Annotated in this window: 14 protein-coding genes; 6 read left to right on the plus strand and 8 right to left on the minus strand. The window is 58.6% G+C overall.

Annotated elements, in window-relative coordinates; translation table 11 throughout:
- Positions 1 to 61: 61 nt before the first annotated feature.
- The 3 genes from L579_RS15585 to L579_RS15595 all read right to left on the minus strand — a co-directional run bounded on the left by L579_RS15585 (position 62) and on the right by L579_RS15595 (position 1683).
- Positions 62 to 613: an isochorismatase family protein gene (locus L579_RS15585; RefSeq protein WP_021185156.1), complete on the minus strand. Its 552-nt coding sequence runs from the start codon at positions 611 to 613 to the stop codon at positions 62 to 64.
- Positions 614 to 630: 17 nt separating this feature from the next.
- A complete protein-coding gene (locus tag L579_RS15590; RefSeq protein ID WP_021185157.1) occupies positions 631 to 1053 on the minus strand; it encodes a MarR family winged helix-turn-helix transcriptional regulator in 423 nt (140 codons plus the stop codon).
- Between the two features lie 84 nt (positions 1054 to 1137).
- Positions 1138 to 1683, minus strand: a complete 546-nt coding sequence (locus L579_RS15595) for a helix-turn-helix domain-containing protein (RefSeq protein WP_021185158.1) — start codon at positions 1681 to 1683, stop codon at positions 1138 to 1140.
- Between the two features lie 96 nt (positions 1684 to 1779).
- Between L579_RS15595 and L579_RS15600 the strand changes: the two genes are divergently transcribed.
- From L579_RS15600 to L579_RS15615, 4 genes are all read left to right on the plus strand, one after another.
- Complete coding sequence (locus tag L579_RS15600; RefSeq protein ID WP_021185159.1) at positions 1780 to 2958, plus strand: benzoate/H(+) symporter BenE family transporter; 1179 nt, start codon at positions 1780 to 1782, stop codon at positions 2956 to 2958.
- A 141-nt stretch (positions 2959 to 3099) separates the two neighbouring features.
- Entirely contained in the window at positions 3100 to 4416 is a 1317-nt protein-coding gene (locus L579_RS15605) for an SrfA family protein (protein ID WP_021185160.1), read from the plus strand.
- Positions 4417 to 4418: 2 nt separating this feature from the next.
- On the plus strand, positions 4419 to 7391 hold the full coding sequence (locus tag L579_RS15610; protein WP_021185161.1) for a virulence factor SrfB: 2973 nt from the start codon (positions 4419 to 4421) through the stop codon (positions 7389 to 7391).
- Complete coding sequence (locus L579_RS15615; protein ID WP_021185162.1) at positions 7388 to 9751, plus strand: virulence factor SrfC family protein; 2364 nt, start codon at positions 7388 to 7390, stop codon at positions 9749 to 9751. Before L579_RS15610 ends, L579_RS15615 begins: the two co-directional genes overlap by 4 nt.
- Here the strand turns inward: L579_RS15615 and L579_RS15620 are convergent.
- The 3 genes from L579_RS15620 to L579_RS15630 form a co-directional block, all read right to left on the minus strand.
- Positions 9748 to 10011, minus strand: coding sequence for a barstar family protein (locus L579_RS15620; protein WP_036626964.1), 264 nt, complete (start codon positions 10009 to 10011; stop codon positions 9748 to 9750). The genes L579_RS15615 and L579_RS15620 overlap by 4 nt on opposite strands.
- A 2-nt stretch (positions 10012 to 10013) precedes the next feature.
- Complete coding sequence (locus tag L579_RS15625; RefSeq protein ID WP_021185164.1) at positions 10014 to 10439, minus strand: ribonuclease domain-containing protein; 426 nt, start codon at positions 10437 to 10439, stop codon at positions 10014 to 10016.
- Between the two features lie 86 nt (positions 10440 to 10525).
- On the minus strand, positions 10526 to 10873 hold the full coding sequence (locus L579_RS15630; protein ID WP_013508941.1) for a helix-turn-helix domain-containing protein: 348 nt from the start codon (positions 10871 to 10873) through the stop codon (positions 10526 to 10528).
- A gap of 303 nt (positions 10874 to 11176) precedes the next feature.
- Here L579_RS15630 and L579_RS15635 point away from each other — a divergent pair, with 303 nt between their 5' ends.
- Together L579_RS15635 and oqxB are read left to right on the plus strand one after the other, a co-directional pair.
- Positions 11177 to 12331, plus strand: a complete 1155-nt coding sequence (locus L579_RS15635) for an efflux RND transporter periplasmic adaptor subunit (protein ID WP_021185165.1) — start codon at positions 11177 to 11179, stop codon at positions 12329 to 12331.
- Positions 12332 to 12349: 18 nt separating this feature from the next.
- Positions 12350 to 15502 (plus strand): multidrug efflux RND transporter permease subunit OqxB, encoded by a 3153-nt coding sequence (oqxB, locus tag L579_RS15640; protein WP_021185166.1) that lies wholly within the window; start codon positions 12350 to 12352, stop codon positions 15500 to 15502.
- 125 nt (positions 15503 to 15627) lie between these two features.
- Here the strand turns inward: oqxB and L579_RS15645 are convergent, their stop codons facing one another.
- Together L579_RS15645 and L579_RS15650 are read right to left on the minus strand one after the other, a co-directional pair.
- On the minus strand, positions 15628 to 16113 hold the full coding sequence (locus L579_RS15645; RefSeq protein ID WP_021185167.1) for an RrF2 family transcriptional regulator: 486 nt from the start codon (positions 16111 to 16113) through the stop codon (positions 15628 to 15630).
- A 160-nt stretch (positions 16114 to 16273) separates the two neighbouring features.
- Positions 16274 to 17473: an MFS transporter gene (locus tag L579_RS15650; RefSeq protein ID WP_021185168.1), complete on the minus strand. Its 1200-nt coding sequence runs from the start codon at positions 17471 to 17473 to the stop codon at positions 16274 to 16276.
- Between the last annotated feature and the right edge of the window lie 197 nt (positions 17474 to 17670).

Consider the following 17670-nt stretch of genomic DNA (forward strand, 5'->3'; position numbering starts at 1 on the left):
ATCGCGCCGCTACAAGCGGGTGCGGTAAATCGTATATGCGCGATAAATCGCGCGATGTTTACTAGCCCAACAGCGCCAGCACATCCTCGGTTGAACCGGTTTCGCCCAGGCGCGGGAAAATACGCTCCACGCTGTTCTGATGGGTATCCGCATTCAGGCAGGTCATGGCGTCTGTCGCCAGCGTGACGTTGTAACCGAGCTCATATGCCTGACGCGCGGTAGACTCCACACCGATGCTGGTCGCGATACCGCACACCACCACCTGAGTGACACCGCGTTGTTGCAGCTGCTCATGCAGACCGGTGTTGTGGAAGGCACCCCAGGTTTTCTTGGTCACGCTAATGTCGCCCGGTTGTGGCGTCATTTCCGGCACCAGTACCGCCCAGTCAGCCGGCAGTTCACCGCTATGACGCGCCTGCTCGTTACGGCCCGGCGCACCACCCGCCACATTCACCAGCACCACCGGCAGATCGTGCGCACGGAAGGCATCAGTAAGACGCTGACAACGCTCAATCACCACTTTCGGGTCATGCACCACAGGCAGCGCCACGATCCCATGTTGCAGGTCAATCACAATCAGGGCGGTTTTTGCATCTAAAGTTGTTACAGCCATCTCGGGTCCTCTCAGGATTATTGGTCGGCAAGTCGTTGCAGTAAGGGAATGGCCGCCAGCAGCGTCTGCTGTTCCTGCGGGTTGAGCGTCGCCATGCTGCGTACCAGCCAGTCATCACGCTGGGCGCGATTGGCCGCCACCAGCGCGCGGCAGGCTTTCGTAGGATGGTAGCGCGTTTTGCGACCATCATGCGGGTCAGCTTCGCCCAGCACCATCCCGGCCGTGACCAGGCTGGCAACGGTTGCGCCCATCGACTGGGTTCGCACCCCTTCTGCCGCCGCCAGTTCGGTTATCGTCATGGCACCATCGCGCACCAGATAACCGAGTACCGCAACTTGCGACCAGGTGAGGTCACCCGGCGGGGCCGATTCGCGCAAACGGCGTCCCAGTTTGCCGTTGACGCTACGCAGCAACGCGGCGGCGCTGTTCAGATCGCTCATGGCGACGTCTCCCTTACAATGAAAAGCGAGTATATAAATACGAAGGCAAACTGTGTAGTTTACCTTCGTATCAATTTGTAAGCCTTACGCCCGATGCGGATAGTGGATCAGGCTATGAAAACGCAGCGGCGTGCTGAGAGGATTACGGTAGCTGTGCGGTTTATCACCGGCAAACTGGCTGGCTTGTCCGGGTTGCAGACGACGCCAGGTGCCCTCAACGCCCAGTAACAACTCGCCCTCCAGCACCACCACCTGCTCAATCACCCCTGTTTCGTGCGGTGAAGAATCACTTTGCGCGCCGGGGGCCAGCGTCACTTCCAGCAGGTCAAATCGCAGCTGCGCGTCGTAGGGCAGCAGCGATTTTGCCAGCATTTGGGCATTGCTCTGGCTAAAGGTGGCAGCGGCGCCGGGTGGCTGCTCGCTCCCCTGAATAAAGAACGAAAACGGCACGTTGAAGCCAGTGGCAATTTTCCACAGGGTCGCCACGGTCGGGCTGGACTCGCCGCGTTCGATTTGGCCAAGCATCGCCTTGCTGACGCCGGTGCGTTCCGCCGCCAGCGTCAGACTCCAGCCATTGGCCTGACGCAACTGTTTCAGCGCCAGGCTCAGATGTTGATGCAAATTTTCCATAGGATCTCCAGACAAGCTCGCGCGCAGTGTATCACTTGTGCGCTATAGCGTCCCATGCCACAATGTGCGCTATAACGCACAACCGGAACACCCGCTATGATCACCACCGCCCCGCGCAGCACCTTTTCACTCCCCATACTGATTTCAGGGTTTATTGCCGTGCTGGTGGGTTACAGCAGTTCAGCTGCGATTATTTTTCAGGCGGCGCAGGCTGCCGGTGCCTCTCCGGCACAAATTGGCGGCTGGCTCTCAATGCTGGGTATTGGCATGGGCGTTGCCTCGCTCGGGTTATCGCTGTGGACCAGAATGCCTATTCTGGCCGCCTGGTCGACCCCCGGCGCAGCGCTGCTGGCGACCAGTCTGCACGGCCTGACCCTTAATGAAGTGATTGGCGTGTTTGTCTTTACCAACGCCTTGATTGTGCTGAGTGGCGTCACTGGCCTGTTTGCGCGCCTGATGAACCACATTCCGCAGTCGCTGGCCGCCGCGATGCTGGCGGGGATCCTGCTGCGCTTCGGCCTGAATACCTTTACCGGTTTACAAAGTAATTTTGCGCTGTGCGGCAGCATGTGCCTGGTGTGGTTGCTGAGTCGTCGCTGGTTACCGCGTTATGCGATTATCCTCGCGTTGGTCACCGGGGTGCTGGTGGCGCTTGGGCAACACAGCATTCATTTCCCGCCGCAGTCACTGAGCCTCAGCGTGCCGCAGTGGATTACCCCCCACTTCTCGCTGACCGCCCTGATTGGCGTCGGACTGCCCTATTTTCTGGTGACGATGGCGTCGCAAAATGCCCCCGGCATCGCCACCTTGCAGGCGCACGGTTATCAGCCGCCGATTTCGGCACTGACCAGTTGGACCGGGCTGCTGGCACTGGTGCTGTCGCCCTTTGGTGGCTTTTCCGTTTGTATTGCCGCCATCACCGCCGCCATCTGTATGGGTGAAGAGGTCGATCCCGATCCCAAACAACGCTGGATGGCCTCAGCGCTGGCCGGTTTCTTCTATCTGCTCACCGGGCTCACCGGCGCGCTGATTGCGGTGCTGTTCAGCGCGCTGCCGCAGGTGTTGATTGCCACGCTGGCCGGTCTGGCGCTGCTGGCAACGCTGTCCGGCAGCCTGCATCGCGCGCTGGCGGAACCGCAACTGCGTGATAGCGCGGTGGTGGCGTTTCTGATTACCGCCAGCGGCGTGTCGCTGCTGGGTATCGGCGCTGCCTTCTGGGGACTGGTCGGCGGGATGCTGACGCATCTGGTGCTGATGCCGCGCGCACGCGGTTAAATTTTCTACAACTCATCCTCCAGCCGGGGAAAACCGCCCTGTTTTCCCCCTTATTTCCGCCGTTTGATTTGCCCTTATTTGGCTTAAGATCACCAAAATCGATTTTTTCTGCCTCAGACATTCACCGATAAGGGCCAACGAGTGGCAAAAACTTTTCTGCGCAGCGGCAATCTTGACGCGGTTCTGGCACTGGGTGAGAACGGCCAGCCCGTCTGGGCTTCTGCTCTGCAAATTCGCGAAACCTTGCGGCTACGCCGCCAATCCACGCTGGCGAACTGTCTCGCCATTCCACAACCCAATGAACGCGGTGATCGCCTCGACTGGTACGCCCCCTTTAGCGGCAAAGTCCGTTCATGGCTGGCGGCCAGCGATCACGAACGTCGTCAGGCGCTGGAACAACTCACCCTCAATCAACAGGATTTGCAGGCGCTGAGCCTGCGCGCGCGTGAGGCAGAAAACCCGGCGATGCGGTTGTTTGGTGCGCTGCTGAGTAAAACCCTGCAATTCCCCGATCAGCAATACGTCTATCTGGTGGATGGCAAACCGGTGATTACCTTCTGGGGCTTTGTCGATCCGCAGGCCCGCTCGCGTGATGACGCACTGGCCTGTCTGCGTGACAGCCTTGACGAGCAACTGCCGTCGCTGTTGCCGGAACCGCCGCCGGTGGTGGAAACACCGATTGTGCTGGCCGAACCGGAAGTCGAACCGGAGGAGCCGATCATTGAGCCTGAGCCGGAAGAGAGCGAACCCGAACCGGTAATCGCCGCCGTCCAGCCCCCTGCCGCCAGCAAATCCCTGCGCCCGTGGTTGCTGCTGCTCCCGGTGGCGCTGGCTGCCGCCGCAGGAACCGCCTGGTGGTTGCACAGCACCCCGCAAGCCGCGGCTCCCGTGGTGGCCGCTGCGCCCGCTCCGGTTGTCAGCCAGCCGATCGCGCCACCGCCGGTGTTTGCGCAGGCGGAAAAACTGGCTACCACCCTGCCGCAGGCCAGCGCCACCGTGACCGCGCCGCCGCCCGCAGCGCCCGTCGCGCCTGCGGTGGTTGAGGTTGCTGCGCCGGTGCCTACCGCGCCAGCCAAAGCCGATGATCTGGTGATCACCGCCGAAGACGTGCGCGTCGGTTCGGTACGTTTCCTGGATGGTCGCTGGCGCGTCACCCTGCGTCAGACCAACCTGCCAACCGGTAAACCGCCGAGTCTGCGTTATCAGATTAAAAACGGCAAAGGCACAGCGCTGATTACCCAGGGCGATGGCATTCGCTGCAAGGCCGATGTCACCGCCGCCATGACCAGCGCCGGCACCATGGTGGTTCGCAGCCGCTACACCGCCAGCTGTAGCGATAAATCACGCTACCGCATGCCGGAACTGGTGTGTAAACAAGGCGATGGTATCGCCAGCTGTGACGCGCAATATGGCGCGGATCAGGTTTTCCCGTTGACGATTAAGCGTGAGAGTAAGTAACCATGTTAGCGCCCCTCATCGATGACAAACAAAGAATCACGCTGATTGAAGATAGCGGTGTGCAATTTCTCGACTTCGGCCTGCGTCTGCCTTCATTACAGGCGCGCCGTCAGTTTGTACGCCAGACGGCAAACGGCCCGCTGCTGCGCCTTAACATTGACGGCAACAGCGGCAAGTTTCTGCTCTACCCCGAAGATGGCGGCGCACCGGAAGTGGTGCGCCCGGAATCGGATATCGCGCTGGCCGACTCCCTGACGTTGCTGGCGAATCAATGGTTACCGCTACCGGTGTTGCGTTGCACCAGTGGTCGTCGCTTTATTGGTGGACCGGAAAACTGGGCGCGTCTGCGTCTGGCTCCCCTGTCCCAACCCGATGCGGCGGGCAATACCCACCGTATCACCCTCGCCTTCGATACCCGCCTGGTGGCGGAGAACGACGGTGGCGAGCAGCTTGGCCTGAGCCAGGCCGATGCGCAAAACGGCGTCAGCTTTGCCCTCGCCTGGCATAATTATGAACTGGGTGAATTTCTTGACCTGACCTGGGTTGATGGCTGGCTGCGTGAAACCTTCAGTCAGCAGGTTACCGCACTGGAATCACGCCGCGAGCAAGAGTTGGTGCAGGCGCTGCGCGAGTTTGAGTATCAGGCGCATTACCTTAATGTGCTGGAGTTGCTGGGCGAACAGCTTGATCTGGCGGAGATCGCCATTCAGGCCGCGTCGCTGCAATCTCCGGCGGTGAATGTCGATATCATTCTCGATGTTGGCAACTCACACACCTGCGGCATCCTGGTGGAAGATCACGCCGAGGAGAGCAACGGCCTGCGCCAGACTTACGAGCTGCAACTGCGTGACCTGTCTGAACCGCATCAGGTGTATAACGAATTGTTCGACAGCCGCCTGGAATTTGCCGAACCCCGCTTCGGCAAGGCCAATTTCTCGCTGGAGAGTGGTCGCGAAAATGCCTTTATGTGGCCGTCGCTGACGCGTGTGGGCCGCGAGGCCAGCCGTCTGGCGCTGTTGCGTGCTGGTACCGAAGGCAGCACCGGCCTTTCCAGCCCGCGTCGTTATCTGTGGGATGAAGCCCGTTATCAGCCCGGCTGGCGTTTCAATGCCAACGGCAGCGGTGATGAAACCCAGGCGACCGCCTTGCCCTTTACCCTGCTGCTGAATGATGAAGGCCAGCCGCTGCACGCGCTGGCTGAGGATGAACGCCTGCCGGTATTCTCCGCCAGCTACAGCCGCAGTTCGCTGATGACCTTTATGCTGTGCGAACTGCTGGCACAGGCGATGATGCAGATGAACAGCGTCGCTCAACGTCAGCGCATGCCGCAAAGCCAGGCCCCACGTCAACTGCGTCATGTGATCCTTACGCTGCCCTCGGCAATGCCAAAACCGGAACGGGAAATTTTCCGTCGTCGTATGCAGGAAGCCATCGCGCTGGTGTGGAAAGCGGAAGGCTGGCATCCGGCCGAAGACGCGTTTACCGCCGCAACTCTGGCGAAGAGCCTGCGCCCGGTGCCGGATGTGCAGATGGAGTGGGACGAAGCCACCTGCGGCCAGATGGTGTGGTTGTTCAACGAAACGCAGGTCAACTTTGCTGGTCGCGCAGAAGATTTCTTCACCAGCATGGCGCGCCCGGATCGCCCGCGTGACGCTGATGAACTGCCGGGTAAGAGCCTGCGTATCGCCTCCATCGATATTGGCGGCGGCACCACCGACCTCGCGATTACCCAATATCGCCTCGACGACGGCCAGGGTAATAACGTCAAAATCACCCCACGCCTGTTGTTCCGCGAAGGCTTCAAGGTGGCCGGGGACGACATTCTGCTGGATGTGATTCAGCTATGGGTCCTGCCTGCGTTGCAGCAAAGCTTGCAGAAAGCCGGTCTGACCTTGCCGGAACCGCTGATGAATAAACTGTTCGGCCATGACAGCCGCATGGACGGACAAGCCACTCTGCGCCAGCAGGTGACGTTGCAGCTGTTTATCCCGCTGGCGCAGGCGGTGCTGGAACGTTATGAAAACTGGGACCCGCTCGACAGCCACAGCGAGATCAACGCGCTGTTTGGCGAACTGGTACCACAAAAGCCCAGCAATGCCGTGCTGGCATTTATCAACGGTGAAATCCAGCGCACCCTCGGCGGCGACAGCCGTTTCGATCTGCTGGAGGTGCCGCTGGTAGTCAGCCTTGCGCAATTGCATGGCGAGTTCCTGCAACACCGTATGGCGATCATCCCGGCGTTGCGCGCCATGTGCGAAGTAGTGTCGCTCTATCAATGCGACGTGCTGCTGCTGACCGGTCGCCCGTCACGCTTCCCTGGCATTCAGGCGCTGGTGCGTCATCTGCAACCGTTACCGGGCAGCCGCATTCTTTCGCTGGAGGGGTATCACACCAGCGACTGGTATCCGTTCAACAAACAGGGACGCATTGATAACCCGAAATCCACCGCAGCCGTCGGTGCCATGCTGTGTCTGCTGGCGCTCGATCTGCGTCTCAGCAGCTTCTGGTTCCGCGCCGGTGATTTTGAACCTTACTCCACCATTCGCTACCTCGGCGTGCTGGATGAAACGCAGGCGCTGAGCGATGACAACCTGTGCTACAGCGAGATCGATCTCGACAGCCACAGCTTTGCGCTGGACCGCAAAAGCAGCTTCCGCATTCGCGGCAACGTCTGCCTTGGCTTCCGCCAACTGGAGAACGATCGCTGGCCCGCATCGCCCCTTTACAGCCTGAGCATTATCGATCCACAACTGGCGCGTAAAGTCGCCGGGGAAAGCGTGCTGCGCATCAAGCTGGCGGTGCAACCTGGCCCGGATAACGCCGGACCGGAACGTCTGGTGCTGAGCGATGCGCGTCTCGACGACGGCAGCCGCGTGCCTCTGGAACAACTGAGCCTGAAACTGAATACGCTTTCCGCCACGGGCAATGCGAATGCGCAATACTGGATCGACAGCGGGAGCGTCTGCAAAAAATGAGAACCGCAAAAAAACAACCACAGGCCACGCTGGCCAAACGTCTCAGTCTGCTCCAGGAAACCCTTGATGGTGCTCTGAGTTGGGTTGAAAACCAGCAGGCTCACTCCACGCGTCTGAGCATGGAAGGCGACACCCTGAGCCTGCAACTGCGCCGCGCCAGAGTGGAGAGCCACGCGCTGGCGCGCCAGCTCGCGCGCCCCGTGACGCTGGCGTTGTTTGGTCAGTCGCAGGCGGGCAAAGCCTGGTTATTAAGCGAGATGGTGGGTGATGCCCAGGGACAGTTGATGACCACCCCTGGCGACAAAACCTTTAACTATTTCCAGCATATCAATCCCGGCAACCTCGATTTCGCCATCGCCACACGTTTTAGTCACCAGCGTGAAACGGCCTCCAACGCCTGGCCGCTGGAGATGACATTGCTGAGCGAAGTTGAGCTGATCCGTCTGATGTTGGCCTGCGCCACCCCGGAATTACAGCCGGATACCACGGCTCTCGACAGCGCGCTGCAACGTCTACAGCGGCATCGCCAAAGTGACATCCAGCCGGGTCTGGAAAGCGATGCGTTGGTTACTTTATGGGCGTGGAGTCGCCGCCATCACCATCACGCCGAGGTGCTGGATCGTCACTTCTGGCCGCAGGCCATTGGCCTCGCCCCGTGGCTGAATGTCGACGACCGCGTACAGTTGTTCGCCTTGCTGTGGCCGGGCCAAAACTCCTTAAGCGAAAGCCTGCGCAGCCTGATGCATTTGCGCCATCAGTTACGTCATGCCCCACGGGTCATGGCCCCACTCAGCCTGTTGGTGGATGACACGTCACTGCCCGCCGAGAAGTTGATTGGCAGCGATGCCGACTTGCAGGAGATGATTGAGGTGTGCCCGGTGGTCGCGAACCGGGTGGGTAAAGCGCAGCAGGTGCCCCTGGGTCTGCTGGCGTTGCTGACACTGGAAATCACCATTCCGCTTAGCTCGACGCCACGCCAGGCGTTATATGATGAGGCCGATATGCTGGAGCTGCCCGCGCCGGGTACCCCAGCCGATCGCGGCCAGCAGGAGGAGCGCCACCGTCTGCAAACGCGAGATGCGCTGCGCGCCACCTTACTGGAACAGAAACGCGCCTTGCTGCCGGGTTGGTACGCTGCGCGTCAGGATATCGACCTGCTGTTGATCTGTACCGCCGCCAGCCAGCGTCAGGACGCCGATCTCGCCAGCCAGGCGCTGCGCGAGTGGCATCTGCATCAACCGGTACCGGCCAGCGGAGAGAAGCCGCGGCTGATCTGGGCCATCACCCCTTATGATGCACGTCATCAGCAGATCAACGTCGATGAAGCGGTACAACGCCAGATTGGTCAGCCGGGTCAGAGCTGGGGGTCGATGCTGGCGCTGGATCGCGCCGGAGTGGATCGGATGGGCAGTTGGTTGCAGGATGAAATGCAGCCGGATGCGCGCCGTGATCGTCTGGCGTCGCAACTGAGTGCGCTGCAACAAACCCTGGTGGATCGTCTGCAACCCTGGACCGAAGCCAGCGCTACGCCAGAGCAAGCGGCGCGTAAGCAAAGCATTGCCGACACCTTGCTGAAATGCCTGCAACATCGCACCGGCCTGCACGGCGAATTGCTGGAGCGTTTACAGCCGTCTCGTGAGGCAGTGCGTCAATTGTGGCTGAGCCAGAGCAACAGCGGCACGCAGCATAAAGTCGCCAGCGCAGCCGCAGAGCAAAGCTATTTCGGCATCGGTTTTGAATTTGATCTGTTTAAAGATGAACCGGTGGCAGCGGCAGAACCGCGCAATCACGGCGGTCAGCGCGATCAGCAATTTCCGCACCTGGTCTTCGCCCTGTGGCTGGATCATCTGCGTCAGTTGCCGGAGAGCCGGAGTCTGCTGGCGCTGCTCAACGTCGATAAACCGACGCTGGAGTTGTTGGTGGAGGAGTTAATTACCGCCAGCTTCCGTCACAACATGCTGAACACCTTGCAGACGGCGCTGAACGAGCCGGAGGCGCAGGCCAGCGCGCATGAGGCGCGCACCGATCGTCAGGTGTCCCGCGCGATGACGGTGTTGGGGGATTTTGTTGCCTGGCTGGGCTTTTTGCAGCGCCCGGAGAGCGAACGTCCGGCCAGCCGCGTCAATCGTGGCCAGACGATCTTCGCCCGTCCACCCGCCCCGAGCGTCAATTTCTCGTCCGGCCAACGTCTGACGCGTCTCTCTGCCGCCCCGGCTAACCACACGGCCTACTATATCTACGACTGGCTGGTGGGGCTGAACAGCGTGATTGTGGAGAACAACGGCTATACCGGCGGCGGCGATTTACCTGCCGCCGCCCGCCAGACACTGGCGATGATGCTACTGGCGTTGCACGCTTAATCACGCACCAGGCGCAGTTCACCCTCGAGCTGCGCCACCGCCTCTTCCAGCAGCGCCAGCACGGGCGCGAATTCCACGTTGCTCTCATCAACATGGCGCAAATGCAGGGTTGCTGGCAGCGCCATACCGCCTGTCAGCCAATCCCACAACGCGTCAAGATTGTTACCAAAGGCGAACGGGCAATGGCTCTGCCGCACCAGCGCAGCATAAAACGCCTCGCGGTCGGGCAGTTGCCGGAAATCAAAGGTCAGGTTCAGCATCATCAGGGCACCGGCTTAAAGCTGCGATAGTGATCGGTGGTGAGAAAAATCAGGCCATCTGAAGAGTAAAGCAGACGATCGGCATCGCGGTGGCCGCAATCGTAATTGACGTCGGCTTCATACCATTGGCGTCCCGCCTGTTGTGGCAGCCGCTGTTCACGGTTAGCAAAACGGTCGCCGCCAATCGCCCTGCCGGGCAACACGTCGCACAGGTTGCCTTTGCCGGGGTTCCAGCCCTGACGCCGTGCTTCACCTTTGGTGAGGTAGAGATCCGGTAATTTATGATGTTGTTGCAGCCAGCGCGCGACGGTTTCGGCATCGGTCAATTGCGCAATATTGGTTTTGGGTGCAGCGGAGAAATGCGGTTTTAGCCCGGCCCATGAGGCGACCAGCGCGATAATTAATCCAATCCAGAGTTTCTTTGACATAGTGACTTCCTGAGTTTCAGGAGGCCGATAATAGCAGCTTTTCAGGCGGGAAAAACGCGGGCCAGCGATGCTGGCCCTGGCGGAGTTTACTGCATAACGCTCGGCTGGTGCCCGGCATGACGACGCCATGCACCCGGTGCCACACCATACTGACGTTTGAAGCTGCGGTTGAATGACTGCTGCGAGTCAAAGCCCAGCGAAATCGCCACGTTCAGAATCGGCTCGTTTGTGGTGGTCAGCCGGTCTGCCGATTTTTTCAGTTTCTTGGCACGAATGTACTCACCCAGCGGATAACCGGTGTGCTCTTTGAACATGCGTTGCAGGTGCCATTTCGAGTAACCGGCGCGCCCTGCTACGGTGTCCAGATCCAGGCGTGCTTCAATGTTGTTATCAATCCAGTCGATCAGATCGTGAATAAATGCGTCGCTCATCATCCCATTTTCTCCCGTCGCCGTGGCGATCAGTATCAGTATCAGTATCTGTTGCAGTTACACTTTAAGGGTGACTGACTATGCCATTTAGTGCAAGTTTTATTATTGCATTAAATGCCGCACTTCGCGTAGGGGTATTACCCTGCATGATCCGTTGCGATCAAAACCGCACTTAAAGTGTATCAGATATTCTTGCAGAAGCAGTTTGCACAAGCCTACACTCATCCCGTTTTAATGCAACCGTCAAAGTTGCAAAATTTTTTGTACATGACCTTTCAATTTTTTGACTAACGCGGAATAACTACAATGCATCTGCAGACATATGGGGTTCGTCTGGGCGTAAGCCTGTCAGGAATGGTGCTGCTGGGAAGCCTGCTGGCCGGCTGTGATAGCGGTGTGGCGAAAAACGCCCCACCGCCACCGCCTGAAGTGAGTGTGGCGCAGGTGGTACAGCAGAAAGTCAGCCAGTGGGACAGTTTTAATGGTCGTATCGAAGCGGTGCAAAGCGTGCAGCTGCGACCGCGCGTATCCGGCTATATCGATCAGGTGAATTATCGCGAAGGCGATGAAGTAAAAAAAGGCCAGGTGCTATTCACCATTGATGATCGTACCTATCGCGCGGCGCTGGAGCAGGCGCAGGCCGAACTGGCGCAGGCCCGCAGTCAGGCGGCGCTGGCACGCAGTGAGTCGGCTCGTACCGAAAAGCTGATTGGCACGCTGGCGGTATCGCGTGAAGAGGCAGAACAGCGTCGTTCAGCGGCCAGCCAGGCACAGGCTACCGTGCTGTCGGCCCAGGCGGCGGTAGATATGGCGCAACTTAATCTCGATTTCACCCGCGTTACCGCGCCGATTGATGGTCGCGCCAGCCGCGCCATGATCACTATCGGTAACCTGGTGACCGCCGGTGACAGCGCCAGCGTCCTCACCACGCTGGTGTCGCAGGATCGTGTCTACGTCTATTTCGACGTCGATGAAGCCACCTATCTGCGTTATCAGGCGATGGCCCGTGAGGGACAAAACCGGGGTGCGCTGCCAGTGGAAATCGGCCTGACCGGCGAGCAAGGCTATCCGCATCCGGGCAAAGTCGATTTTCTCGATAACCAGTTGACCGCCAGCACCGGCACCATCCGCATGCGGGCCACGCTGGATAACCAGCAGCGTCAGTTCACGCCAGGTCTGTTTGCCCGCGTACGTCTGCCCGGTAGCGCCGATTTCACCGCGTTGCTGATTGACGATAAAGCGGTGCTGACCGATCAGGACCGTAAGTATGTCTACGTGGTCGATGCCAGCGGTAAGGCCCAGCGCCGTGACATCCAGCCAGGCGAGTTGGCGAATGGCCTGCGCGTGGTGCAGAACGGACTGAAACCCGGAGACAAGGTGATCGTTAACGGTTTGCAGAAAGTGTTTATGCCCGGCATGCCGGTCACTGCGCAAACGGTCGCGATGCGCGCCGCCCAATAATTATCGAGACTGCCTGTTATGGATTTCTCCCGCTTTTTTATCGACCGGCCAATTTTCGCGGCTGTGCTGTCGATTTTGATATTTGTTACCGGGCTGATCGCCATTCCGTTGCTGCCGATCAGTGAATATCCCGATGTGGTGCCCCCCAGCGTGCAGGTGCGCGCAGAATACCCCGGCGCCAACCCCAAAGTGATTGCCGACTCGGTGGCGACGCCACTGGAAGAGGCGATCAACGGGGTGGAAAACATGATGTATATGAAATCAGTGGCCGGTTCCGATGGCGTGCTGGTGACCACCGTCACCTTCCGTCCGGGTACTGACCCTGACCAGGCGCAGGTTCAGGTGCAGAACCGTGTGGCACAGGCGGAAGCGCGCCTGCCAGAGGCCGTGCGCCAACTGGGCCTGACCACACAGAAGCAGTCGCCGACCCTGACGCTGGTGGTACATCTGTTTTCGCCGCAGGGTAAGTACGATTCGCTCTATCTGCGTAACTACGCCACCCTGAAGGTCAAAGACGAACTGGCCCGCCTGCCGGGCGTAGGACAGATTCAGATCTTCGGGGCCGGTGAGTATGCGATGCGCGTCTGGCTTGATCCCAATAAAGTGGCAGCGCGTGGCCTGACCGCCTCGGATGTGGTGACGGCGATGCAGGAGCAAAACGTGCAGGTTTCTGCCGGGCAGCTCGGCGCAGAACCGTTGAAGAAAGAGAGCGATTTCCTGCTGTCGATCAACACCCAGGGACGACTGGAGAGCGAGCAGCAGTTCGGCAATATCATCCTGAAAACCGCCGATGATGGTTCGTTGGTGCGTCTGCGTGATGTCGCCCGTATTGAGATGGGTTCTGGCAGCTATGCGCTGCGTTCACAGCTTAATAATAAAGATGCGGTCGGTATCGGTATCTTCCAGGCACCGGGGGCTAACGCCATCGATCTCTCCAACGCGGTGCGCGCCAAAATGGCTGAACTGGCGACCCGCTTCCCGGACGATGTGCAGTGGGCCGCGCCCTATGACCCGACGGTGTTCGTGCGGGATTCGATCAAGGCCGTGGTACAGACGCTGATGGAAGCGATTGTGCTGGTGGTGCTGGTGGTGATTCTGTTCCTGCAAACCTGGCGTGCGTCGATCATTCCGTTGCTGGCGGTGCCGGTTTCAGTGGTGGGGACCTTCAGCATCTTGTATTTGCTCGGCTTCTCACTTAACACCCTGAGCCTGTTTGGTCTGGTGCTCGCCATCGGTATCGTGGTGGATGACGCCATTGTGGTGGTAGAGAACGTCGAACGTAATATCGAGCAAGGGTTATCGCCCACCGCGGCAGCGCATCAGGCGATGCGTGAAGTCTCCGGTCCGATTATCGCTATCGCGCTGGTGTTGTGTGCGGTGTTTGTGCCGATGGCGTTCCTGTCCGGCGTTACCGGTCAGTTCTATAAACAGTTCGCGGTTACCATCGCCATTTCGACGGTGATTTCGGCGATTAACTCGCTGACGCTTTCTCCGGCTCTGGCGGCGAAACTGCTGAAGGATCATCATGCGCCGAAAGATATGCCGTCGCGCCTGATTGACCGGTTGCTGGGCTGGTTGTTCCGCCCATTCAACCGCTTTTTCCAGCGCAGCGCTGACGGTTATCAATCGATGGTCAGTAAAACCCTGCGGCGGCGCGGTGCGGTGTTTGGCGTCTATGTGCTGCTGCTGGCAGGCGCGGGCTGGATGTTCCACAGCGTACCGGGTGGCTTTATCCCAACCCAGGATAAGCTGTACCTGATTGGTGGCGTGAAGATGCCGGAAGGCTCGTCACTGGCGCGCACCGATGAAGTGATCCGTAAGATGAGCGAGATCGGTATGAATACCGAAGGCGTGGATTATGCGGTCGCCTTCCCCGGCCTGAACGCCTTGCAGTTTACCAATACCCCCAATACCGGGACGGTGTTCTTTGGCCTCAAGCCGTTTGACCAGCGTAAACGCAGTGCGGCGGAAATCAACGCTGAGCTGAATGCCAAAATCAGTAAAATTCAGGCGGGCTTTGGTTTCTCCATCATGCCACCGCCGATTTTGGGCCTCGGCCAGGGTTCAGGTTATTCCCTTTACGTGCAGGATCGTGCTGGCCTGGGTTATGGCGAGCTGCAAACGGCGATCAACACCCTCTCCGGTGCGGTGATGCAGACGCCTGGCATGATGTTCCCGATCTCCTCCTATCAAGCCAACGTTCCGCAGTTGGATGTGCAGGTTGATCGTGATAAAGCCAAAGCACAGGGCGTGTCGCTGACCGATTTGTTCAGCACCCTTCAGGTGTATCTCGGCTCCTCCTATGTCAATGACTTCAATAAGTTTGGTCGTACCTGGCGTGTGATGGCGCAAGCAGATGGCGATTTCCGCGACAGCGTGCAGGATATTGCTAACCTGCGCACCCGTAACGATCGCGGCGAGATGGTGCCAATCGGCAGCATGGTGAATATCACCACCACCTACGGCCCTGATCCGGTGATCCGTTATAACGGCTACCCGGCGGCGGATTTGATTGGTGACGCTGACCCTCGCGTGCTGTCATCGGCGCAGGCCATGACCAAAGTGGAAGCGCTCGCCAATCAGGTGTTGCCGAATGGAATGAACATTGAGTGGACCGATCTCAGTTATCAGCAATCCACCCAGGGTAATGCTGCGTTTATTGTGTTCCCGGTGTCGGTACTGCTGGCCTTCCTGGTACTGGCGGCATTGTACGAAAGCTGGACGTTACCGCTGGCGGTGATCCTGATTGTGCCGGTCACCATGCTGTCGGCGTTGGTTGGCGTGTGGCTGACCGGCGGTGATAACAACGTGTTTGTGCAAGTGGGGCTGGTGGTTCTGATGGGGCTGGCGTGTAAAAACGCGATTCTTATTGTCGAGTTTGCCCGCGAGCTGGAGATGCAGGGTAAAGGGATTGTTGAGGCCGCGCTGGAAGCTTGTCGTCTGCGTCTGCGCCCCATCGTCATGACCTCCATCGCCTTTATCGCCGGGACCATCCCGTTGATTCTCGGAGAAGGTGCCGGTGCCGAAGTGCGTGGCGTTACCGGGATTACCGTGTTCTCCGGCATGCTGGGCGTGACTTTGTTCGGCCTGTTCCTGACGCCGGTGTTTTATGTGACGCTGCGTAAACTGGTGACACGGAAACAGCCGGAAGGTGAAGTGCAGACGGTGTGATTTGTAGTTTGTGTTGATGTAAAAATCCGGGCCAAGTGCCCGGATTTTTTATGCCTGAAACTCGCGCGATAAATCGCGCCGCTACCGAATGGGGGCGGGAGCGCAGCAACGCGCTCCAGGGAATGTCAGCGGGATTTCTTGCAGAAGTCTTCGATTTCGAAGTCTGGCAGGGGTTCGCAATTGCTGGTGTCACGTTTTTTCAGTTCAGCCAGCGCATCCGCCACGGTGCGTTTTTCCAGCACCTTCAGGGAGGCTTGTTCGGCTTCATCAGCAATCGATTTGAAGTACCAGCACAGGTTGGCGCTCACCAGACAACGCGGCGCGACATCCGGGCGCGAGGCCCAAAGTTTTTTGTCTTCAATCACCGAGGTATAGATATCGCGCAGGGTGATCTCGCTGGCAGGACGGCCCAGATGAATCGAACCGGTACGGCCAAGCGTCGAGACAATAATGCCATCGCGTGTCAGCGGAACCATAAGTTTCCGAATGAAACTGGGGTTCGCCTCCAGGCCATAAGCCAGAATGGCACTGGTCGAGCGTTTACCCAATTGCTCCGCCATCGCTACGCTCAAAACCATCTGCAAAGCTGTCGGGAAGCGGTAATCAAGCATTTCTTTAATCCTGAGTTGCGGTCTATCTTGTTGTTTTCATGCCGCGGCAGTGAGTAATCATTGAGCAATAAATATAACAAACACTGTTGCTTTTTAGAAGCGAGCGACTGTGATCAAGGCACGTATTCATCATTTCCTCAGACACAAGCGCACAGGCTGCTTAGTTTATCACTCCCCTTTCTGACTGCGGGTTGGGCTGCGGCAATTTTTGCTTCAGCACCATCACCAACAGCACGTTAATCAATGCCAACAGGCAAAGCATCCACAGCGTGGCGTTCGCCCCCAACTGTTGAAAAACATAACCGCCCAGTAGTGGTGTCAATGCCTGACCAATCAGCGCCGGACGTGCCATCCGCCCCACCACTACCGCATAGGCTTCTGGTTTGACCATCACCAGCGGTAAAGTTCCCCGGACAATGGCACGCAAACCATTTCCGGCACCGTACAGCACCATACTCAGCAACGCAAACTGCGGAAAACAGGCCAGCAACAGCAAACCCACGGCAACCAGACCCACCGAAAAAAACGTGGTCCAGATAGGATGACCCCGTTTAAACGCGATATCGACGATACGCGAACCTACCTGACAGGGACCAAGAATGGCGCTGATCGCCAGTGCTGCCGTCAGGGAATGGCCGCTGGCCTGCAACAGCGTGATCAACTGCACCGAAATGGCGGTCATAATCACCGAAGCCAGCGTGAAGATGCTGCATAGCAACCAGAACAGACCGGGAGCCAAATCGCTAGTCGTGGCAGCCCTGACGGGCGTTGTCTCTTTCTTCTTTGCCGTCGGCGGCGGCAAAGCATAGAAATACGCGGGGAGCACCGCCACGCATAACAGCAGCGCAATGGCAAAACAGGCGCCACGCCACTCCAGCCAGTGAATGAGCAACGCCGTACCCGGCCACACCAGCGTGGTGCAAAAACCGGAAATCAGCGTGATGCCGGTGATCGCCCCGCGCGCTTGCCCGCCATACAGGGTTCCGAGCGTGGCAAACAAGGCATCGTACAAACCCATCGCCATGCCAATACCGATAATGACCCAGGCAGACAGGAATAACAGCAAACTGTGGCTCAACCCCATCACCACCAGCCCAATCGCCATTACTGCGCCGCTTCCGGCCAGCAATGCGCGCCCACTCGCGCGCGCGATAAGCCTGCCGCTCAGCGGGGCCAGTAATCCTGAAACCAGAATGCCGAGCGACAACGCACCGTAAACCCACTGCTGCGACCAGCCAGTTTCTGCGACGATGGGATTGGCCATTACCGCCATCAGGTAGAATGAACCACCCCAGGAGAGGATCTGAACCAGCCCGAGAGTGATAATGGCGGGAACGCCGGGCTTTGCGTAATGCTCCACATGAATATTCCGATAGCAGGCGAAGCATTTGTTATAACACGTTCATCGATCACGAAAAATGCTTATGCCCGCTGGTTATCGCAATCCTTACAACGAGGCTGGCAAACCTGCGGCAAAAAACAGCAAGCCAAAAGTATGTTGTAATTATAAACCGTGCTTGCTATCGCGCCGATCCCCTGCCACATTTGGTATGTTGT

This window comes from Pantoea sp. AS-PWVM4, from assembly GCF_000468095.1.
Taxonomy (GTDB): domain Bacteria; phylum Pseudomonadota; class Gammaproteobacteria; order Enterobacterales; family Enterobacteriaceae; genus Pantoea; species Pantoea phytobeneficialis.